At 44.2% G+C, this 20834-nt stretch carries 18 protein-coding genes and 1 pseudogene; 5 read left to right on the top strand and 14 right to left on the bottom strand.

Annotated elements, in window-relative coordinates; genetic code table 11:
• Nucleotides 1–30: 30 nt before the first annotated feature.
• The 5 genes and pseudogenes from HC965_RS13245 to HC965_RS13265 form a co-directional block, all read right to left on the bottom strand.
• Complete coding sequence (locus HC965_RS13245; protein WP_191031892.1) at nt 31–1092, bottom strand: sensor histidine kinase; 1062 nt, start codon at nt 1090–1092, stop codon at nt 31–33.
• An 18-nt stretch (nt 1093–1110) separates the two neighbouring features.
• A pseudogene (locus tag HC965_RS13250) lies at nt 1111–2327 on the bottom strand (ABC transporter permease).
• A gap of 104 nt (nt 2328–2431) precedes the next feature.
• Nucleotides 2432–3175 carry an ABC transporter ATP-binding protein gene (locus HC965_RS13255; protein WP_191031893.1) on the bottom strand — a complete coding sequence of 248 codons (744 nt, stop codon included), beginning with the start codon at nt 3173–3175 and terminating at the stop codon, nt 2432–2434.
• A gap of 5 nt (nt 3176–3180) precedes the next feature.
• Complete coding sequence (locus HC965_RS13260; RefSeq protein ID WP_191031894.1) at nt 3181–4413, bottom strand: efflux RND transporter periplasmic adaptor subunit; 1233 nt, start codon at nt 4411–4413, stop codon at nt 3181–3183.
• 26 nt (nt 4414–4439) lie between these two features.
• Nucleotides 4440–5837, bottom strand: coding sequence for a TolC family protein (locus tag HC965_RS13265; RefSeq protein WP_191031895.1), 1398 nt, complete (start codon nt 5835–5837; stop codon nt 4440–4442).
• Nucleotides 5838–6055: 218 nt separating this feature from the next.
• On the opposite strand from HC965_RS13265, the gene HC965_RS13270 reads away from it, so the two are divergent.
• Genes HC965_RS13270 through cydB form a run of 3 tightly spaced genes read left to right on the top strand, consistent with a single transcriptional unit; the run spans nt 6056 to nt 9038 of the window.
• Entirely contained in the window at nt 6056–6292 is a 237-nt protein-coding gene (locus HC965_RS13270) for a DUF4492 domain-containing protein (RefSeq protein WP_191031896.1), read from the top strand.
• 20 nt (nt 6293–6312) lie between these two features.
• Nucleotides 6313–7884 (top strand): cytochrome ubiquinol oxidase subunit I, encoded by a 1572-nt coding sequence (locus HC965_RS13275; protein WP_191031897.1) that lies wholly within the window; start codon nt 6313–6315, stop codon nt 7882–7884.
• 11 nt (nt 7885–7895) lie between these two features.
• Entirely contained in the window at nt 7896–9038 is a 1143-nt protein-coding gene (gene cydB / locus HC965_RS13280; RefSeq protein ID WP_191031898.1) for a cytochrome d ubiquinol oxidase subunit II, read from the top strand.
• A gap of 96 nt (nt 9039–9134) precedes the next feature.
• On the opposite strand, the gene HC965_RS13285 is transcribed toward cydB, so the two are convergent.
• From HC965_RS13285 to wecB, 4 genes are all read right to left on the bottom strand, one after another.
• Nucleotides 9135–10088 (bottom strand): D-2-hydroxyacid dehydrogenase, encoded by a 954-nt coding sequence (locus tag HC965_RS13285; protein WP_191031899.1) that lies wholly within the window; start codon nt 10086–10088, stop codon nt 9135–9137.
• An 89-nt stretch (nt 10089–10177) separates the two neighbouring features.
• On the bottom strand, nt 10178–11449 hold the full coding sequence (locus HC965_RS13290) for a replication-associated recombination protein A (RefSeq protein ID WP_191031900.1): 1272 nt from the start codon (nt 11447–11449) through the stop codon (nt 10178–10180).
• Between the two features lie 5 nt (nt 11450–11454).
• Nucleotides 11455–14031 (bottom strand): DUF5686 and carboxypeptidase-like regulatory domain-containing protein, encoded by a 2577-nt coding sequence (locus HC965_RS13295; protein ID WP_191031901.1) that lies wholly within the window; start codon nt 14029–14031, stop codon nt 11455–11457.
• A 332-nt stretch (nt 14032–14363) separates the two neighbouring features.
• The gene (wecB, locus tag HC965_RS13300) at nt 14364–15449 is read right to left on the bottom strand and encodes a non-hydrolyzing UDP-N-acetylglucosamine 2-epimerase (RefSeq protein ID WP_191031902.1); all 1086 of its coding nucleotides are present in this window, start codon (nt 15447–15449) and stop codon (nt 14364–14366) included.
• Between the two features lie 92 nt (nt 15450–15541).
• On the opposite strand from wecB, the gene HC965_RS13305 reads away from it, so the two are divergent.
• Nucleotides 15542–16180 (top strand): trimeric intracellular cation channel family protein, encoded by a 639-nt coding sequence (locus HC965_RS13305; protein ID WP_167964569.1) that lies wholly within the window; start codon nt 15542–15544, stop codon nt 16178–16180.
• A 7-nt stretch (nt 16181–16187) separates the two neighbouring features.
• Here the strand turns inward: HC965_RS13305 and HC965_RS13310 are convergent, their stop codons facing one another.
• The 3 genes from HC965_RS13310 to HC965_RS13320 all read right to left on the bottom strand — a co-directional run bounded on the left by HC965_RS13310 (nt 16188) and on the right by HC965_RS13320 (nt 18420).
• Nucleotides 16188–16682, bottom strand: a complete 495-nt coding sequence (locus tag HC965_RS13310) for a DUF4251 domain-containing protein (protein WP_191031903.1) — start codon at nt 16680–16682, stop codon at nt 16188–16190.
• 173 nt (nt 16683–16855) lie between these two features.
• A complete protein-coding gene (locus HC965_RS13315; protein ID WP_191031904.1) occupies nt 16856–17824 on the bottom strand; it encodes a M48 family metallopeptidase in 969 nt (322 codons plus the stop codon).
• 35 nt (nt 17825–17859) lie between these two features.
• Nucleotides 17860–18420 (bottom strand): LemA family protein, encoded by a 561-nt coding sequence (locus tag HC965_RS13320; RefSeq protein WP_191031905.1) that lies wholly within the window; start codon nt 18418–18420, stop codon nt 17860–17862.
• 240 nt (nt 18421–18660) lie between these two features.
• Between HC965_RS13320 and HC965_RS13325 the strand changes: the two genes are divergently transcribed.
• Nucleotides 18661–19164, top strand: a complete 504-nt coding sequence (locus tag HC965_RS13325) for an RNA polymerase sigma factor (RefSeq protein ID WP_191031906.1) — start codon at nt 18661–18663, stop codon at nt 19162–19164.
• A gap of 198 nt (nt 19165–19362) precedes the next feature.
• On the opposite strand, the gene mtgA is transcribed toward HC965_RS13325, so the two are convergent.
• The gene (gene mtgA / locus HC965_RS13330; RefSeq protein ID WP_191031907.1) at nt 19363–20109 is read right to left on the bottom strand and encodes a monofunctional biosynthetic peptidoglycan transglycosylase; all 747 of its coding nucleotides are present in this window, start codon (nt 20107–20109) and stop codon (nt 19363–19365) included.
• Complete coding sequence (locus tag HC965_RS13335; RefSeq protein WP_191031908.1) at nt 20087–20803, bottom strand: OmpA family protein; 717 nt, start codon at nt 20801–20803, stop codon at nt 20087–20089. The genes mtgA and HC965_RS13335 overlap by 23 nt, the downstream gene beginning before the upstream one ends.
• Nucleotides 20804–20834: the final 31 nt, after the last annotated feature.

Raw genomic sequence — 20834 nt, forward strand, 5'->3', positions numbered from 1 at the left:
ATCTAAAGTTTTATACTTAACGTTTTCTAGCTACTCTTTGATTTTAATACTCAATCTTGATTCATAGACAGACTCATCCTCTGAACTGCCCTTCGACCAAGTGTAAGCCCCCGGATAAAGTATTTCCAAACGCCGGCTCACTTGTTCCAATCCGACACCCGAACCACTCTTATCTTCCACTGTCTTGGGATGATTACTATTGCGGATTTCACAAACTACTTCCCTGTCATTCTCTGAAATATGAATACTGATAAAACTCGATTCGGTAGGGGAGATGCCATGCTTGAATGCATTCTCTATCAACGAGATAAAGATAAGCGGCGCAATAAGCGTCTGACTATCCGGTTGAATGTCGAATTGAGTAGTCATCTGTACATTAGCCGACAGGCGGATACGCATCAATTCAATGTAGTTGCGGATAAAATCCACTTCCTTACAAAGAGGCACATACGTCTGCTGATTATCATACAATACATATCGGAGAAGTTTGCTCAACTCCTGCACGGCTTCCTGCGCCTTGTCCGAATCAAATGCAATCAGAGCATAGATATTATTCAGCGTATTCAGCAAGAAGTGAGGATTCAGTTGGTTCCGCAGGTTTTTCAGTTCGGCTTCCGCACGATTCCGTTCCGCTTCTTTACGGGCAGCTTCGTTCTGCGTCCATCGGGCACTCATACGAATGGCGGCACTTAATCCGATGGTGAAAACAAGGCTCAACATATCCCTGAGGAAGAATAACCATCCCGGCGGCATACCCGGTCTTTTGGGTCTAGGCGCAAAGGATGGGTCGAACGTCAGACTTTGCCACAGATGAAGTAAAAGTCCGACAACGCATAGAAAGATAATATTATAGATAACATATCTTTTAGCCTGACTTTGGAAAAGATAGCGGGGAACCAAAAAGAAATAATTGACGTAGAACACAATCATAAAAGATAGTGGTACGGCAAGATGGCGTATATACGCCATCCAATTGATGTTCCCGTTCCCACGTTCAACGAAAAAGAACGGGAAACCGAACATAATCCCCCAGCCGATAATGTGTATCAGTATCTCCAGGGGACGACGTGCGGATGTAAAGGTTTGTTTCATAAAGACAAAGATAGTTTTTTATTCGTATCTGATGGCTTCTATCGGGTCTAAATCTGCTGCTTTCTTGGCAGGATACCATCCGAAGAAGACTCCGGTGACGGTACATACCGCAAAAGAAAGGAACACACTCCACGGCTGGATATAGATAGGCCAATGCGCCACGCTTTTTACAATCCAACTGGCTCCGCAGCCGATTATCACTCCGATGATACCGCCCGTGATACTAATCATAATGGCTTCAATAAGGAACTGGCTCAGAATATCGACCCCTCGCGCGCCGACAGACATACGCAGACCGATTTCGCGGGTACGTTCCGTTACAGATACATACATGATATTCATAATTCCGATACCACCTACCACCAGCGAGATACCCGCAATGCAAGCAAAGTCGTCATCAAATCGGTAGTGGAGTTGAGCATCGTACTCAATTCCTGTTGCGTACGGATGGTGAAATCATCATCGTCCGATGCTTTCAGCTTATGGTTACGGCGAAGAATCGTACTGATTTCATCCGTAGCATATTCCGTCATATCTTCAGTGAGGGCAGAAGCAAACACACCCTGCAAGTACGTAACGGCAAGCAAACGTTTCATTACGGTAGTATAAGGAGCAAGCACTACGGCATCCTGGTCTTGTCCCATAGAGTTGTATCCTTTTGCTTTGAGTACACCTACCACCCGGAAGGGTATCTTGCTGAAACGGATAACCTTGCCTACGGGGTCACTTCCATCCGGGAAAAGATTGTCCACTATCGTCTTTCCTATCACACATACTTTTGCCGAACTCTGTATGTCGGCTTCCGTAAACATCTCCCCATTCTCAACCGTCAACTGGCGAATATCGAGATATTCCGTTCCCACGCCATTCACAGATGCCGGATAGTTATTGTTACCGGCAATAAGCTGTCCCGACGAAGAAACATTGGGACTCACGGCAGACAAGAAACTTGTCTCATCGCGCAAGGCTTCATAATCGGCAAGCTTCAAGGTCTGCATGGCCGACGGGTCTTGCCGCACACCACCACGCATATCGGCTCCCGGATGAATCATAATCATGTTCGACCCCATCTCGGAAATCTGCTGCTGGATGCTTTTCTTCGAACCCTGTCCGATGGCGAGCATTGTGATGACGGAAGCAACACCGATAATGATGCCAAGCATGGTGAGAAAAGCACGCAGCTTATTGTTCGCCAACGCCCGGAGAGCTATCTTGAATAAATTAGTTCCATTCATAATAAATAATTTGCTAATTTGTCAATATGCTAATTTGCCGGTTTGCCACCCTATGATTGTGCAATCTATGGGGCGCACTGGTACATCGGCATATTGAATGATTATTAATCTTCGTCATTTTTCGGCAATGCGGCCAATGCTTCGGCAGCGGACAGAATCTTCGGATTAGTAGTATCCTCAATGACATGACCGTCGCGCAAACGGATATTTCGGCTACTGTATTGCGCAATTTCGGGATTATGCGTTACAAAGATAATTGTGCGTCCTTCGGCATGAAGTTTCTGAAACAGGACAAGTATCTCGAAAGAGGTACGGCTGTCGAGGTTTCCGGTCGCTTCGTCAGCAAGAATCACAGCCGGATTATTCACCAACGCACGTGCAATGGCAACACGTTGCATTTGTCCACCGGACATCTGATTGGATTTATGTTCCAAACGGTCGCCCAATCCCACAGCTTGCAAAGATTCAATGGCCCGGCGGCGACGTTCGGTAGCACTGACGGACGAGTTGTACATAAGCGGCAGTTCCACATTCTCCACAGCCGTCGTTTTAGGCAACAGATTGTAGCTTTGGAACACGAATCCAATCTTACGATTCCTCAGTACCGCACGTTGAGGCTTGCTCATCGTGCGCACGGGAATATCGTCGAGCAGATACTCTCCGCTTGTCGGAGTATCCAGGCAGCCTAGTATATTTAGCAGCGTGGACTTTCCCGAACCGGAAGTACCCATGATGGTGACAAACTCCCCTTCGTTGATGGTGAACGAAACGCCCCGTAACGCATGGACGGTTTCGTCTCCCACTTGGAAGTCTCGTTTGATATTTTGTATTTCAATTACTTTCTTCATTGTGGTCACTTATTGTTCTTCTTTTTATTGTCTCCCGGACGACTTGGCATGAACGGACTTCTTTCCCCGCTACTTTCTTTATTGGGCTCAGCCCCCATACTTTCGCCCGGCAATGTACCTATGGTAGCTTCGGATACCACTTTCGTTCCTTCGGCGATTCCACTGACAATTTCCGTAGACATGCCGTTACTGATTCCGACTTCTACCGGATGAGCGGTGAATGTAGTTCCTTCACGTGTCCAAAGTTTATGTTCGCCTTCGCAATCTTTTACGATGTCATTAGCGCCAATCAGAGGTTTTTCCGGTACGAAGCGCAGAGCTTTGTTCGGAACGGACAATACATCCTTTTTATCAAGAATATAGATAGTAACATTCGCTGTCAGACGCGGTTTCAGTTTTTGGTCGGGGTTGTGGGCAGAGATTACTACTTCATAAGTAACCACCGTGCTACTGCTGCTACTTGTACTGCTCGTACTGCTTGCATCTCCCAAGCGAATCTGCGTCACTACGCCATCGAACGTATCATTCGGATAAGCATCTACCGTAAAGCTGGCACGTTGACCTTCTTCCACACCGCCTATATCGGCTTCATCCACATCGGCTACCACCTGCATCTGCGTCAAATCCGCAGCAATGGTGAAAAGTGTCGGAGTTTCGAACCCGGAAGCAACCGTCTGTCCGGCTTCCACATCACGGCTGATAACGACTCCGTCAATCGGCGAAGTAATCGTTGCGTAAGACAAGTTACGTTCCGCTTTTGCCAAAGACGCCTTGCTGCTGTCATAACTACTTTTAGCCTTCTGATAATTATAAAGAGCTTGTTCGAAATCCGTATCACTAATCAGAGACTTCTCGTGCAGTCCTTTGCTACGTTCATAATTCTTCTTCTGATATTCATATTCGGCCTTGGCACCATCGTAAGTTGCCTGCTGGGAAGCCAGTTCACTTTGCAAAGTGGCACGGTCCATTTCAGCAATCAACTGCCCTTTGGTAACTGTCGAGTTATAGTCTACATAAATCTTGTCGATGATACCTGATACCTGCGTACCGACTTCTACTTCCGTCACCGGTTCGATGGTTCCGGTAGCAGTCACCGAATTTGAAATATCGCCTTTGCTTACGGTAACAGTGGCATATGTGACTTTGTGTTTGGCGGGTGAACCTGCAAAGAACCAAATCCCTGCACCTACTACCACAACGACTGCCACGGCGATTAAGATAATCTTTTTCGTTTTCATTCGTTTATTATGCTTTTACTTATTTATTATAATGCTAATTTATCCCCCTGATAGAACTTCAGCAACTGCGTGTTCAGTATAGCCATATATTTAGCCTGAAGCTGTTCTTGTTGAGCTTGCAGTAAGTTATTCTTCTCTGTAAGAAGTTCTATGGTATTCTTCATTCCCAAGTTGAATTGTTCGCTAATCAGGTCATAACTGATTTGTGTACTCCTCAACTTCTCGTTGGCTGCCGCATAACGCTGTTGTGCACTGTTAGCATCCAACCAAAGACCTTCAATAGCCTTATACAGAGCTTTTTGTTCATCAAGCAGCGATAACATACTCGTTTCGCGTTGCAACTTAGCCTTTTGTACGGCGCTTTTTGTCTGACGGTTATTGAAGATAGGCACACTGACAGACAGTCCGATAGAATTGTTCCATCCGTTCTTCACCTGTTCGCCGAAAGTAAAGTCGCTGCCGCTCGTATGATTCGTCCCGATACCTGCACTAAGGCTGATAGTCGGAAAGTAACTGGATTTTGCAATATCAATCCCCAGTTCGGAAGCTTCTACATTGAGCTTGCTTGCTTCAATCTCCGGACGAATGGCGAGGGCGCTCACATACACATCTTTCTTGGTAGGCAACGGGGCAAGCACATTCTCGTCGGACAGGCTGGGGAGATAGACGTTCATCTCATTCTCCCCATCCAGTTCGAGCAATTGTTTCAGTTGTAATTTGTAATCTTGCAGAGTGGCTTGCGCTGTCACAAGTTGATAACGGTCGGTGCTTACCTGAGCTTCCAGTTGCGCAAAATCGCTTTTTGCAATACTTCCCGCATTCAGCAGTTGTTCTCCGCGGTCACGTTGTGCAATGGAAACCTGCAATGTATTTTCGTTTACTCTGACAGATTCGGACGCGTAAAGAATCTGAATATAAACTTGGGCTATGGATTCCTGGATAGTATTCTCGGAAGTTGCCACATCCAGTTCGGCTACATGGTTGTTCAGTTGTTCCTGTTTGATAGTCTTCAGTCGTTTGTTACCATTATATAGAGTCCACGAAGCATTCAGACCATAATTACCATTATAACTTGTCTTGCTGTTACTGCTGATAATCTCATTGCCGCTCACCCGGCTGCTCGACTCCTGATACGGACGATTCACCACCTGCTGACTGGTAGAAAACGAAAGGCTGGGAAACAAAGCAGCTTTAGCTGTCTTTACATCAATCTGTGTACTTTCCGCCGTCACACGATTTTTGCGGATAGTAATATTCTGCTCCAAAGCATAGTCGATGCACGATTGCAAATCCCATTGGGCAGGGAGCTTCACTTCGTTCTGTGTATCGGCTTGCAGCGGAGATTCTTGTGCAGATATGCCCGAAAACATACCTGCACCAAGAAATGCCATCACTGTCAATCTTCTTACATTTATCATATTCATACTTCTATTGATTTACTGGTAACGAAGGTACGTACATATTATATTAGCTGCAAAAGCGATAGACGGAATACGGAATTTTGCCGTTAAATGTTTTTTTTCTGTCGATAGGTAGATTTTTTTAGAAAAACACAACAAATCCCGCAACAATTTGGGGTATTTGTTTGTTTTAATTATAAAAATTGTATATTTGTACTTATTACAAATTATAACGTCAACATATGAAGAATACACTACTTTCTATTTGGAACTTCTATTTAGAGGGCTTCCGTAGTATGACACTCGGTCGTACTTTGTGGGTTATTATCCTGCTGAAATTATTCGTTATGTTCTTCATCCTCAAATTATTCTTTTTTCCTGATTTTCTCGGCGACCATCCTACGGATGCCGACAAGGGAACCTATGTGGGCAACGAACTGATACAACGTGCCATTCCGGAGAAATCGATTGATTTTTAACTCTTAAACTACATAAGATTATGATTGAAAGTATTGACACTTCGCTGATAGATTGGTCGAGAGCCCAATTTGCGATGACAGCTATGTACCACTGGATTTTTGTTCCCCTCACACTCGGATTGGCAGTGGTGATGGGTATCATGGAGACGCTGTATTATAAAACAGGCAAAGAATTTTGGAAGAAAACCGCGATGTTTTGGATGAAGCTGTTCGGTATCAACTTCGCTATCGGGGTGGCAACCGGCTTGATTCTTGAGTTTGAGTTTGGTACGAACTGGAGTAATTATTCCTGGTTTGTAGGAGATATTTTCGGTGCACCATTGGCTATCGAGGGCATTTTGGCATTCTTTATGGAAGCCACGTTTATTGCCGTGATGTTCTTTGGTTGGGGAAAAGTAAGCAAACGCTTCCATCTGGCTTCTACTTGGTTGACAGGATTGGGAGCAACGATTTCTGCCTGGTGGATTCTTGTTGCCAACGCATGGATGCAACATCCGGTGGGGATGGAATTTAATCCAGATACTGTTCGTAATGAGATGGTCGATTTCTGGGCAGTGGCAACTTCACCCGTTGCTGTTAATAAATTCTTTCATACTGTATTGTCCGGTTGGGTACTTGGTGCTGTCTTTGTAGTCGGTGTTAGTTGTTGGTACTTGCTGAAGAAACGCAATCGTGAGTTTGCACTTGCCAGTATCAAGATTGCTGCCGTCTTCGGATTAGTAGCCTCCTTATTGTCTGCCTGGACGGGCGACGGTTCCGGTTATCAGATTGCACAGACGCAGCCGATGAAGTTGGCTGCTGTGGAAGGTTTGTATGAAGGAGGAACGAATGTCGGACTAGTAGGAATCGGCATGCTGAACCCTGAAAAGAAAACTTATAACGACGGAAAAGATCCATTCCTTTTCCGCATTGAAATACCGAGTATGCTTTCTTTCCTTGCCGAACGTGATGTAGACGGTTACGTTCCGGGCATTGCCAATATCATCGAAGGCGGTTATCAGATGAAAGACGGTACAAAAGCCCTTTCGGCTGCCGAGAAGATTGAACGGGGGAAAACGGCTATCGGTGCCTTGGCTGCTTATCGTGCCGCCAAGAGTGCAAAGAATGAAGAAGATGCACAAGTGGCTTACAAAGTATTGCAAGAAAATATTCCTTATTTCGGTTACGGATATATTAAAGATGTTAACCAGTTGGTCCCGAACGTTCCCCTGAACTTCTATGCCTTCCGTATAATGGTGATTCTGGGAGGATATTTTATCTTGTTCTTTATCGTTGTCCTTTTCTTTATCTATAAGAAGGATTTGAGTAAAATGAGATGGATGCATTGGATTGCTTTATTGACTATTCCTTTGGGATACATTGCCGGACAAGCCGGATGGGTGGTTGCCGAATGTGGTCGTCAGCCGTGGGCTATCCGTGATATGCTGCCTACGTCGGCCGCTATCTCCAAACTGGATGTAAGTTCTGTGCAGATTACTTTCTTTATCTTCCTGCTCTTGTTTACGGTAATGTTGATTGCAGGTGCCGGAATCATGGTAAAGGCCATCAAGAAAGGCCCGGATACGGGAGATAATGCTAATACTAACCATTAATCGTAAAGACTATGTATATATTACTACAACAATATTGGTGGCTTGTCGTTTCCTTGCTGGGAGCTATCCTTGTGTTTTTATTGTTCGTGCAGGGCGGTAATTCATTGTTGTTCTGTCTCGGTAAGACGGAAGAACATCGTAAAATGATGGTGAACTCTACCGGACGTAAGTGGGAATTTACGTTTACTACGTTAGTTACTTTCGGTGGCGCTTTCTTTGCTTCCTTTCCATTATTTTATAGTACCAGCTTCGGTGGCGCTTATTGGCTTTGGATGATTATCCTTTTCAGTTTTGTATTGCAGGCTGTCAGCTATGAGTTTCAGAGTAAAGCGGGAAATCTGTTGGGTAAGAAGACGTATCAGACTTTCCTGGTGATAAATGGAGTAGTAGGGCCGTTATTGCTTGGCGGAGCAGTTGCTACTTTCTTCACTGGTTCTGATTTCTACATCAATAAAGCAAATATGACGGATACCATTATGCCGGTTATCAGTCATTGGGGAAATGGATGGCACGGACTGGATGCGTTGACTAATATTTGGAATGTGATTTTAGGGCTGGCTGTATTCTTCCTTGCCCGTGTCTTGGGTGCGCTTTACTTTATTAATAATATAGCGAATAAGGAACTGACAGATAAATGTCGTCGTGCAGTGCGAAACAATGCAGTCTTATTTCTGGTATTCTTTTTGTCATTTGTCATCCGTACATTAGTTTCCGATGGCTTTGCAGTGAATCCGGATACACAGGAGATTTATATGCAGCCATTCAAGTATTTCACTAACTTTATCGAAATGCCGATAATTCTTGTCTTATTCCTGATAGGAGTTGTTTTGGTTCTATTCGGCATCGGAAAGACATTACTCAAAAAAACGTTCGATAAAGGAATTTGGTTTACGGGAATTGGTACGGTATTGACTGTATTGTCTTTGCTGTTAGTGGCAGGATATAATAATACCGCTTATTATCCGTCTTATACAGACTTGCAAAGTTCATTGACGTTAGCCAATAGCTGTTCCAGTGAGTTTACTCTGAAGACAATGGCTTATGTTTCTATTCTCGTACCGTTTGTGATAGCTTATATATTCTACGCTTGGCGTAGCATCGACCGTCACAAGATTACGGAGAAAGAGATGGACGAAGGTGGACACTCTTATTAAATTGAGAATTGAGAATTAAAAATTGAGAAATAGGCTGCGCAATGAATACTTATCACCTCATGCGCAGCCTATTTTTTAATTCTCAATTTTCAATTCTCAATTTACCAAGTTTTCCGGTTTTCCGGCAGCATATGCCTGTAAGTTGCCGATTGCAATATTCATCAAGCGTTCACGAGCTTCCAGTGTTGCCCATGCGATATGCGGAGTGATATAGCAATTCTTTGCTGTTAGCAATGGATTGTCCGCACAAGGAGGTTCAGTAGAAAGAACATCCACTCCGGCAGCATAAATCTTACCGCTGTTCAATGCATCTGCCAAATCCTGTTCGTTAATTAGCGGGCCACGACCAGTATTGATTAAGATAGCTGTCGGCTTCATCATAGCAAGGCGACGGGCATTCACCATTTCGCGTGTCTCGGGAGTAAGCGGGCAGTGCAAGCTGATAATATCACATTCGCTGAACAGTTGGTCTAAATCCATCTTTTTGATTTCCGGTGGCAACTGGAAGTGTGACTTTGAAGTCAATGCATATACCTGCATTCCAAAACCGATGGCGACACGTGCAGTCGTATATCCGGTATTTCCCAATCCGACCAATCCGATTTTCTTTTCTCTAAGTTCCATCAGCGGAGTATCCCAAAAGCAGAAGTCTTTGCTGTTTGTCCAACGACCTTTGTGTACTTCTTCAGAGTGATGTTGTACTTGTTGAGTGATATTCAGAATATGCGCAAATACCATTTGCGCAACAGAAGCGGTGCTGTATGAAGGAATATTAGTAACGATGATTCCCCGTTCTTTGGCAGCAGCAGTGTCAACTACATTGTATCCGGTAGCTAATACGCCGATATATTTTAGTTCGGGCAGTGCAGCCATGTGGTCTGCGTTGATGATTACTTTATTAGTCAGAAGCACTTCTGCTCCGGCTGCACGTTCTAATACTTCTTCGGGAGCGGTACGATCATAAATCGTGCATTCTCCGAGAGCTTTTATACCTTCCCAGGACAAATCACCGGGATTGGCGGCAAAACCGTCTAAAACTACAATCTTCATTTCAATTTTTATATTAATAATATGTTATACGTCTTTCCTTATTGTTTTATTTTGCTTTCGCTGATAGCTTGTTTTATTTCGCTGATAGCTTATTTCTTGAACTTGTCCCCCCACAATTGTATCATCCGTTCGGTATGTTTCTGCTCAGCAGCATTATTTTGCGGTTGCCATATCCGTTTATCTTTCAATTCATCCGGCAAGAATTGTTGCTTTACAAAATTGCCCTCATAACTATGTGCATATTTATATTCCTGTCCGTATCCTAATTGTTTCATCAACTTTGTAGGCGCGTTGCGCAGATGCAACGGAACAGGCAGATTTCCAGTAGAACGAACCAACTCCAGCGCATCATTAATCGCACTATATGCCGAATTGCTTTTAGGACTCGTTGCCAAATAAATCGTAGCTTCCGCTAAAGGAATACGTCCTTCCGGCCAACCGATTTTCATCAACGTGTCAAAGCAGGCATTCGCAATAAGCAACGCATTCGGATTGGCCAGCCCAATATCTTCCGAAGCCGAAATGACAAGTCTGCGAGCAATGAAAGCAGGGTCTTCGCCACCTTCCACCATACGGGCAAGCCAGTAAATAGCTCCGTCCGGATCACTTCCGCGAATCGACTTGATAAAAGCAGAGATAATATCATAATGCATTTCCCCGTCCTTATCGTATGCCAACGGATTCTGCTGCAACCGTTCAGTCACCATCTCATCAGTGATAACCACCGTTTCTTCGGTTTCCGACTGAACGACAAGTTCCAGTATATTAAGCAATTTGCGGGCATCCCCACCGGAGAAGCGCAACATGGCTGTTGTTTCTTTCAATTCGATTTTGCGTTCCTTCAGCACGGTATCCGTAGCAATGGCACGTTGCAGAAGTTCCAATAAATCTTCCTTCTCCAACGATTTGAGCACATAAAGCTGACAACGGGATAGGAGAGGGCGGATAACCTCGAACGACGGATTTTCCGTTGTTGCGCCAATCAGTGTGACAGTTCCGTTCTCTACCGCTCCCAACAAAGAATCCTGCTGTGACTTACTGAACCGATGAATTTCATCAATAAACAGAATAGGGCTGGATTGTGAAAAGAAACGATTGCTCTTGGCACGCTCTATCACTTCGCGTACATCTTTCACACCGGAAGTTACGGCGCTCAATGTATAAAACGGGGTTTCCAGTTTATTGGCAATGATTTGTGCCAACGTTGTTTTACCCACTCCGGGAGGGCCCCAAAGGATAAAAGAAGAAATGCGTCCTGCATCAATCATCTTGCGCAAGACAGCACCCGGCCCAACTAAATGTTTCTGGCCAATATAATCGTCTAAAGTCTTCGGCCGTAGCCTCTCTGCTAAAGGTTGCATAATTCTTAGAATACCATTAATACCATGAAACGAATACCGTTCTTGTTGATACCCGGATTGTCACGGTAGGTGAAACGATGTACATATTCAACGTGCAGCAACTTGAAAATGTTGTAGATACCGACACTTGCTTCGACATACGGCACTTTCGGGTCCATCACGAAACTGGTAAATTTACCATCGCGTGTCGGGAAACGGAACAAATCAGGATTATCACTCTTGAATGGATTGTTCTTATCTGTCAACGTCCCCCACAATGCACGGACGCGGAACATCTCTCTCCACTTCAAGTTCTTGATAAGCGGAATACGATTGAATAATTTTCCATTCATATCGTATGACACAGACATGGAAGCGAAACGGTCGTTCAAGAATTCCATGTTATTGATAAGGTTGAACGTCTCGCGCTGCGTGATGTACGATAAGTTGGCTTCCGGCAGAATCAACAGCGGGAAAGGAACTGTATTCCATTCCGCCCCTGCTTTCAGGCTCCAATCTATTTTTCCCCAGGAAGCAGGAAGCCAGAAACGTTTCCATACACTTGCTTCTGTACGGTTAAAGTTATATTCTCCGCCCATTACACCTTTGAATCCCATTGCATGAGTAAGCGTAAAGACAGGAGCATCCAGCGATACCGGTACACGGCGTTGCTTGGAATTGACGAAAGATTCGCCCGGCGCATAACGCAGCGTCAGACTCGCTTCGGTAGTCGTAACGTCATGTACACGGGTTTGTGCAGCGTCGTTACGCAGATATTCCAATTTTCCGGTAGGCTCGTCGTTACGGTGGCGGAGCATCGCTTTCACTCCGAATCCCGTAAGCGTTTCGAGTTCGTAGTTGATGGTCGCGTCACGCATATAAGACATCTGGTCTACCGTCGTCGTTTTCAGTGACAGGAAGATATTATCCTTATCCGTAAACAGGAACTTATCCATCGGCGACATTACATCATAACTGTACGTTGCCGAAATATAATGTTTCGGGAACTCCCAAACCACATAATCACGTTTGTTGAACGAATAAGTCAGCGTACCGCTGTATTTCCATCGCTCGTCTTTCAGACCGTAGGCGCCATAACCACTCAAGAACCAATGTTTATCGAAATGAGCCGTAGTCATACCGCTCAACCGGAAACGGGTTCCGTCAATGTAATTGCTTGAAATCATCGTATTGATAGGGCCGATGTCCACCTTACTCGGATGTCCTTTGCTGCCCGTCTCCACAAAGTTCTCAATCAGGGCTTTCGCTCCGAAGATGATATATTTGAATCCCGGAATCTGTTCGAGACGGTTGACGAATACGTCCATTGAACTTTCTTTCTTCGTCAGCGGCACCTGTCGGACGCTTGCCCAGTATTCATCACTTTTCGAAAGCATATCCGCTTCCTTTATCACGCTTCCTTTCAACCGGAAAAGCCGTTGTTCGATAGGGTCGAATTTATAATCGCTATATTTCGTGATTCGCTCCACCTGCAATCCGCCTGATGTTTTGTTGGAATTCCAGGAAAGGTCTACGGTCATGTTATCGTCGGACAATACCCAGTTGCCGTTGGGGAGCTGTTCGTACTGTTGTACGATATCCATGCGGTTGACGAAGTTTACTCCGGTCTTTTTGGGCAGGTTCATCGTACATTTCTGGACGGCATACGTAGAGTCGTTCAGTACATACAGATGTCCGGTGAATCCGAAGTCCTGCGAATTCTGCGGAACAAAAGTCAGATGTACACATTCGCGCTTGTCTACCATCAATGTGTCCATCAGATAATATTTATAGAAAGAAATGGCATTATTGCCGATAGGACTCACGAAACGCTGTTGAAGCAGACGGATGTCATCATCATAAATATTAATATCGGCAAAGACGTCTTTCAATACAGTGCCGAGCATATCTCCCGTCGAGAAGAATTCTTCGATACCGTTGGAGTTCTTTCCTTTAATGATGGTTTTCTTGTTTTCGGGGTCTTTGCGGAAGATAGTTTGCGAAGCCGTTTCCTGTACGGAAATGGGGAGAATCAACTTATTCGTAGTTTCTGATACTTCCACCTGGTCTCTGAGGAAAGAATATTTCTTGTAGATACCTTTCTCGAGTTTTTCCGGGGTGAGGTCGTTGATAGACATTTTCATCTTCTCGTACTTGTCGTACTGATAGTAGTCGTTCACTTCGAGGGCTTGCGCCTTCTTGTGCTCGATAACCTTTTTCATGAATTCGACTGCCGGATTGTTCTTGCGGGAGTATTTTTCTTTCTGTGGTTTTACAACGACTTCACTTAGGATTACGTTGTCCGGGGCTAACTGGACATTGACTGTTTGGTTGCCATAGCTGACTTTCACAGTTTTGCTGACATAACCAACGGCGGAGAAAACAAGTGTTCCCCCATTTCTGCGTGCTTCAAGACTATATTCCCCGTCAATATTGGTGATAGTACCCATATCTCTCTTTTCCTGATAGTAAACAGAGATATACATCAATGGTTCATGTGTCACTGAATCAGTAACTACCCCCTTTATTTGCTGTGCAAACGCATTTGAAGCTGCCAATACAAGTAAGAGCAGTATTAGTATTTTATTATATCGTTGTCTCATAACGTTCGTAGTAGGGCGCAAAGTTAACAAATAACTCTCATGATGAGAGAATATATAACTTTTTTTACCCATCGTTTTTGGTTGTTTACAAGCATATATCGTCCAATGGTCAAATAAGTTAGCCTTGGCATATATATTTAACAACTGGTTTCAGATTTAGTTTCAACCGTTGAAGCTATTTGTTTCCCGGTGCGAAACACTTTGTTTCACTACGGGAAACACTTTGTTCCTCGGTGTGAAACACTTTGTTTCCCGGTATGAAACACTTAGTTTCAAGGCGTGTTGAAACTATTAGCCCTACACTTGACAGAATAGGGCAAGTAAGGTAGTCGTTATTTGCTTGATAGAATCTGTACGATACGTTCAGCAGTGCGTCCATCCCAACGTTCGGGAAGTTCGCCGCGCTTCCATTCGCCTTTCATCAGCGTATCCATAGTCTTGGCGAGTAGAACAGGGTCTTCCCCGACAAGTTCGTTGGTTCCCATACGCCACGTTTCCGGGTGTTCGGCATACGTATTGAGGGTGATGCAAGGAATACCCAGGAAGGTTGCTTCTTCCGCCACGTTGCCGGAGTCGGTAATAATTCCTTTTGCCTTATTAATCAGGTAGCCGAAGAAAAGATAATTCTGTGGCGGCATGATATGCAGGTTCGGAGCTTCGATACCTAGTTCTTTGATAGCATTGCGTACATATGTGTGCAGTGGTGCTACGATAGGCATGCCGGCAGACTTTTCAATGATTGTTTCCATCAGTCGTTTCAGATTCTCTCTGTCATTGAGTAATACGCGACGGTTGAGAGTGAGCAGGAGATAATTGCCTTCCTGCAATCCCAGTACGGAGAACCATATCGGTTTGAGTAATCGGTTGCGGTTGTAGCGGATGGCATCTATAAGGATATTGCCTACATAATATACGTTTTCACTTTCCGTTCCTGTCTGGTTCAAGTTACGGTTGGCAACCATGCCGGCTGTAAACAGATAGTCGGATAGTCCGTCCGTAATCATACGGTTCACTTCTTTCGGCATCTTCATATCAAAAGAACGGGTGCCGGCTACGAGGTGTGCCACTTTGATTCCTTGCTTTTTGGCAACGATGGCGCAACTCATGGTTGTGGTCAGGTCGTCTACCACAAGAACAACGTGTGCCGGGTTTTCGGTCAGCTCCTGTTCGAAGGCTACCATGATTCCTGCTGTCAAAGTCGTTGGATTACTACTTTCTACTCCCAGATAGACATCGGGAGCTTTCATGTCGAGGTCCGAAAAGAGAGAAGCATCCAGACTCGTATCATCTTTTCTGCCCGTATAGACCAGTCGGTAAGAGATACTTTTACCCAGCGCCCGTGCGGCTTCAATAGCGCGTGTAATGGGAGCTATCTTCATGAAATTGGGGCGTGCCCCGGCAACAATTGTTATTTTCATATTGTTTCTATCATATTCGGTTTAATTCGTGAAGCAAATGTACATTTTCTTACGGAATTTATTCGTTACTTTGCATACAAAATAACAAATATATGCCCACATTCGTTCAAATTCTTGATTTTATAGGCACATTTGCCTTTGCTATTAGTGGTATCCGGCTCGCTTCGGCAAAACGTTTCGACTGGTTCGGAGCCTATGTTGTAGGACTTGCTACGGCTATCGGTGGTGGTACTCTTCGTGATGTCCTGCTCGATGTTACTCCGGGATGGATGACAAATCCTATTTATTTGATTTGTACGGGACTGGCTTTGCTGTGGGTGATTTGCTTCGGACGCTGGCTTATCCGGCTCAACAATACGTTCTTTATCTTCGACTCCATCGGACTGGCGCTGTTCACTGTGGTAGGTGTGGGCAAAAGTATTGCCTTGGGCTATCCTTTTTGGGTAGCAATCATTATGGGTAGCATCACGGGAGCGGCAGGTGGTGTGATTCGTGATGTCTTTATCAACGAAATCCCCCTGATATTCCGAAAAGAAATTTATGCGATGGCCTGTGTGGTAGGCGGTATTGCCTACTGGCTTTGCGATGTCGCAGGACTTGAGTCGTACGGATGCCAGCTCATTGGCGGGTCGGCTGTATTCCTGACCCGCATCCTGGCTGTAAAATATCACATCTGTCTGCCTATATTAAAAGGTGGGGAAGATATAAAAGAAGATGTAAAAGAGGAGTAGGGAATACTTACTCGTCTTTCATATCCAATTCTCCCTGAAAACTGATGGATTGACGATTCTGCATATTGACATCAATGCTTGTCGAACCGTTGGAGTACACTTTTGCCCTGAATTCATACCTGTCTTCAGGATTTCGGGCGATGAACTTGATTACAGCATTCCCTTTCTTATCCATTTCCATGGTATATTCCTTGAGGGGCGCCCGGAAGTTCAGTCCGTCTCCGCCACCATAAGGGATACTGTAAGCCCGTCCGAAATAAGGCAGATAGGAGATGACCGAATCATTTCTGATTTCCAGTGAGTAGGGAGATGTCAGAGGAATGGAACGTCCGCGCATCGGCAGGGCGGTCTGTACATCTATCTTGTAGTTCTCGGATGCGATGAGCTTTTTTACAGCTTCTTTCTTCTGTTCCTTTTTCTCCTTTTTACTTTGAGCCGAAAGGGTGGGGAAGCCTACTAGCAAGGCTAGTAGCAACATTAAGATTTGTTTCTTCGTTTTCATATCAGTTGCATTTAGGTTGATATATACATGTATAACAATCAAATATACTAAAAAGTCAGGAACTCTTCTCTTTTCTTTAATGAAAATTAAACAGAAATCCTGACCTTTGCCATAATGTATGTCTTGCCTTATGTCCCGATATGTCTTGTCTATACCTTATATATAAGGAGAACTTAGAACTGTTCCAATATCTCAATCCGTTTTTCAATAGGGGGATGAGTGGCGAACAAACCACTTAGTTTGCTGTATAACCCTTTAGTTTGCTTTTTAGGGTTCTGAATAAATAATTGGGCTACGTCTTTCCGTTCCACAGCTTCTATCGTCGGGTCGACAGATATTTTACGCAAAGCACTGGCAAGCGCCAATGGATTCTTCGTCATTTCTGCCGAACCTGCATCTGCCATGTACTCGCGTTTGCGTGAAATGGCAAAACGCATCAGACTGGCGAAAAGGAAACCGATGGCAGCTATCAGTAAAGCTACAAGCATAAAGAGGAGAATTCCCCCGTTACTTTTGCTGTTACTGCTGCTGCGTACACGCATATGTGTAAGTGCATAGAATGTGATTTCCGTCAGCATGGAGAAGATACCTACAAACACGATGGAGATAATCAGCAGCCGCACATCCCGGTTACGAATGTGGGTAAGCTCATGTCCGATGACTGCTTCCAGTTCTTCATCATTCAGCTTCTTGATGATACCTTCGGAAAGAGTGATAGTATATGTGCGGTCATTGATGCCGCTTGCAAATGCATTCAGCGAATTATCATAGATAATATTTATCTTCGGCATGCTCATCCCTTGGGTCATACAGAGGTTTTCCACCAGATTATAAACGCGTTTGTTCTCTTTGCGGTCTAGTGGTTTGGAACCTGTGGCGGAATTGATAATACTTGTATTAGCCCAATAAGCAATAAGAAACCAAATCAGCACTACTCCTAAAACATACGGCAGGGAAGAAAGGAAAAAATGATTGACTATAGGTATCATTTCAACTTCCATGCTTTTATCATATCCAAAAAGAATCAGCAGGTAACAGGACAGATAAAGAAGCCCTGTTACCAGGCAAGGAAAGAGGAACAATAGAAACGCGGAACGTAAGTTGTTCCGGCTCTGCTGTGTTTGGATTCCGACGTATTGCATCGCGTGTTTGATTTATGCAGTGAGTGAACGGTGGATTAGAAATTGATTTTCGGTGCCTGTTCCAAGTTGGCGCGTTCGTTCTTGCCCAAATCGAACATGATTTCCCTTTGGAATCCGGTCATGCCTGCTATAATATTTGATGGGAAGGTTTGCACGGCGTTATTGTACTCTTTGGTTGCCGAGTTGAAATAACGACGGACAGCAGCCAGCTTATTCTCTACATCGGATATTTCTTCCTGTAATTGCAGGAAATTCTGATTTGCTTTTAGGTCGGGATAGGCTTCTAATGTGATTTTCAGTCCTGCGAGAGCAGAGCTTAACTGATTTTCAGCCGCTATCTTATCGTCGATAGTCTTGGCGTTGACAGCACCGTTACGTGCCTGAATCACACGGTCGAGTGTTTCTTTTTCGTGTGCGGCATATCCTTTCACGGTATCTACCAATTGGGGAATCAGGTCATGGCGTTGCTTCAACTGTACGTCGATGTCGGCAAATGCGTTTTCACGGTTGTTTCTTAGTCTCACTAGCGAATTGTACATGGAAGCAAAGATAATGCCCAGTAATACAATAATTCCTACAATAATAAGTATAGCCATCGTCTTTTAATTTATTTGATAATGTTAATCAAAAGTAATCTATTTGATTCTTTTAAGCAAATTAATGGTCATCTTTTTATCCGGATACCACCTGAAAACTATCAAAAAGCACCTGAAAACTATCATTTGATAGAAATAGCCCCTAAGAAATGATTAAAATACCCCTGTGTGAGACGCAAAATACCTTTAAACTTGCAACCGACGAGAAAAACGAAATATTAACCATAAAACCCTTAAAGTATGAAAAGTTTAAGTTTCAGAAAAGATTTAATTGGAGTTCAGGAGGAGTTGCTGCGTTTTGCTTATAAACTAACGGCCAACCGCGAAGAAGCGAACGATTTGTTGCAGGAAACATCTTTAAAAGCCTTGGATAATGAGGAAAAATTTGCTCCGGACACAAATTTCAAGGGATGGATGTATACTATCATGCGTAACATCTTTATTAATAACTACCGGAAAATTGTACGCGACCAGACTTTTGTAGACCCCACCGATAATTATTATCACTTGAACCTGCCGCAAGATTCAGGATTCGAAAGCACGGTAGGTGCTTATGACTTGAAGGAAATGCATCGCATTGTCAATGCATTGCCCAAAGAGTACAAGGTGCCTTTTTCCATGCACGTATCCGGTTTCAAATACCGTGAGATTGCGGAGAAGTTAGGTTTACCCTTAGGCACAGTGAAGAGCCGCATTTTCTTCACACGTCAACGTTTACAACAAGAACTGAAGGACTTCGTATAAATGAGGATAACACACATACAAACAAGCTTATTGATATAAAAGGAGCAACGAGAATTTATTCTCTTGCTCCTTCTTTTTTTATATAAAGCCTCTCCAAAGGAGAGGGGGTAAGAAATGACTCATAAACAGTTGATTAACAGAACGAATTTAGCTCCCTTTCCATGGGAGAGGGTTGGGGAATTCCTTTACGGTATCTGCCTACCGCTTTTTTTTCTTTTTCTTACTGTCTTTCTTTTCCGTAGCTTTTTCTTCCGGCGGGAACTTGGGAACCAGGTTCATCAACCGTAATATCTGATTTTGTCGTTTTAATATGTATGGCGAAGGTTTCGCCGAATTAAATCGTATTGGATTGGGAAGGGTAGCGGCTATGAGGGCGCATTGGCCTTTCGTTAATTTGGCGGCTGTTGTGCCGAACTTATTTTCTGCGGTAGCTTGTGCACCGTAGATGCCTTTTCCCATTTCAATAGAGTTGAGATAGACTTCCATAATTCGCTCTTTCGACCAGAATGTTTCGATAAGGAACGTGAAATAGACTTCAAGTCCTTTCCGTACCCACGAAGACTGCGGCCATAGGAACACATTCTTGGCTGCCTGCTGACTGATGGTGCTTGCACCCCGTTGCCGTTTGCGTGTTTCATTCTCTTTCATCGCTTTCTTGATTTCTACGAAATCGAACCCGTTGTGCTCGGCAAAACGGTTGTCTTCGGAAGCAATGACTGCCATCGGCAGGCTAGGAGATATCTTATCAAAAGAAACCCACGTGTGTTTCCACGTGGGTTTATCTCCTGAGAAAATCTGCTGAACGCTTCGGATAACCATTAACGGAGTGATATAAACCGGCATAAACCGGTAAATAATGACCGTCAATAAAGTCGATGCAAAGAAGAATATCAGCAGGTTGCGTGTATAACGCAGTAATTTCTTAATGAGAAGCGGCTTGTGCATCTCTAATCATTTGCTCACTAGCGTACATGTAAACTTCTACACGACGGTTCTGTTCACGACCGGCTGCTGTGTCATTGTTTGCAACAGGGTCGCTTTCGCCCATTCCTTGTACACCTTTAATCTGATTGGTAGAAACACCACAGCTCAACAGGTAGCTGGATACACTCTGTGCACGTTCCTGTGACAGATTTACGTTTTTCTGACGGCTTTGTTCGGCAGTACTGTTTTTCCAACCCTGGTTGTCGGTATATCCATAAATAGATACGTCCATGTCACGGTTTTGGTTAAGCACGTTGTTGGCAAATTTGCTCAAAGCAGACTTAGCAGCAGCACTCAAGGTTGCATTACCTGTTGTGAAAAGAATACCTGAATCGAATGTAACTTTCACGGCTTGCAATCCGTTGTTGTCTGTTATCTGTTCTACTTGTGCGCCTTCAATTTGTTTTGCTTCAGCTGCTGCCTTATCCATCTTCTTACCGATAAGCGCGCCGGTTCCCGCACCTACTGCCGTACCAATGGCAGCGCCGATTGCAGCACCTTTACCTTTACCGATAACACCACCCAGGATTGCACCTAGCGCAGCGCCTGAACCACCACCGATAGCAGCACCTTTACCAGTGTTGTTCATACTTCCACAGCTACCAAATATCATGGCAATGCTCATGAAGAGAACCATAAATTTCATCTTGTTCATAATGTTGATGTTTTTTTAATTGTTTATAAAA

The sequence above is a fragment of the Bacteroides sp. GM023 genome (assembly GCF_014750685.1).
Taxonomy (GTDB): domain Bacteria; phylum Bacteroidota; class Bacteroidia; order Bacteroidales; family Bacteroidaceae; genus Bacteroides.

Excerpts from the sequence above, each read along its gene's own strand:
- HC965_RS13245 (WP_191031892.1), bottom strand. The coding sequence starts at position 1,092 with ATGAAACAAACCTTTACATCCGCACGTCGTCCCCTGGAGATACTGATA.
- HC965_RS13255 (WP_191031893.1), bottom strand. The coding sequence starts at position 3,175 with ATGAAGAAAGTAATTGAAATACAAAATATCAAACGAGACTTCCAAGTG.
- HC965_RS13260 (WP_191031894.1), bottom strand. The coding sequence starts at position 4,413 with ATGAAAACGAAAAAGATTATCTTAATCGCCGTGGCAGTCGTTGTGGTA.
- HC965_RS13265 (WP_191031895.1), bottom strand. The coding sequence starts at position 5,837 with ATGAATATGATAAATGTAAGAAGATTGACAGTGATGGCATTTCTTGGT.
- HC965_RS13270 (WP_191031896.1), top strand. The coding sequence starts at position 6,056 with ATGAAGAATACACTACTTTCTATTTGGAACTTCTATTTAGAGGGCTTC.
- HC965_RS13275 (WP_191031897.1), top strand. The coding sequence starts at position 6,313 with ATGATTGAAAGTATTGACACTTCGCTGATAGATTGGTCGAGAGCCCAA.
- cydB (WP_191031898.1), top strand. The coding sequence starts at position 7,896 with ATGTATATATTACTACAACAATATTGGTGGCTTGTCGTTTCCTTGCTG.
- HC965_RS13285 (WP_191031899.1), bottom strand. The coding sequence starts at position 10,088 with ATGAAGATTGTAGTTTTAGACGGTTTTGCCGCCAATCCCGGTGATTTG.
- HC965_RS13290 (WP_191031900.1), bottom strand. The coding sequence starts at position 11,449 with ATGCAACCTTTAGCAGAGAGGCTACGGCCGAAGACTTTAGACGATTAT.
- HC965_RS13295 (WP_191031901.1), bottom strand. The coding sequence starts at position 14,031 with ATGAGACAACGATATAATAAAATACTAATACTGCTCTTACTTGTATTG.
- wecB (WP_191031902.1), bottom strand. The coding sequence starts at position 15,449 with ATGAAAATAACAATTGTTGCCGGGGCACGCCCCAATTTCATGAAGATA.
- HC965_RS13305 (WP_167964569.1), top strand. The coding sequence starts at position 15,542 with ATGCCCACATTCGTTCAAATTCTTGATTTTATAGGCACATTTGCCTTT.
- HC965_RS13310 (WP_191031903.1), bottom strand. The coding sequence starts at position 16,682 with ATGAAAACGAAGAAACAAATCTTAATGTTGCTACTAGCCTTGCTAGTA.
- HC965_RS13315 (WP_191031904.1), bottom strand. The coding sequence starts at position 17,824 with ATGCAATACGTCGGAATCCAAACACAGCAGAGCCGGAACAACTTACGT.
- HC965_RS13320 (WP_191031905.1), bottom strand. The coding sequence starts at position 18,420 with ATGGCTATACTTATTATTGTAGGAATTATTGTATTACTGGGCATTATC.
- HC965_RS13325 (WP_191031906.1), top strand. The coding sequence starts at position 18,661 with ATGAAAAGTTTAAGTTTCAGAAAAGATTTAATTGGAGTTCAGGAGGAG.
- mtgA (WP_191031907.1), bottom strand. The coding sequence starts at position 20,109 with ATGCACAAGCCGCTTCTCATTAAGAAATTACTGCGTTATACACGCAAC.
- HC965_RS13335 (WP_191031908.1), bottom strand. The coding sequence starts at position 20,803 with ATGAACAAGATGAAATTTATGGTTCTCTTCATGAGCATTGCCATGATA.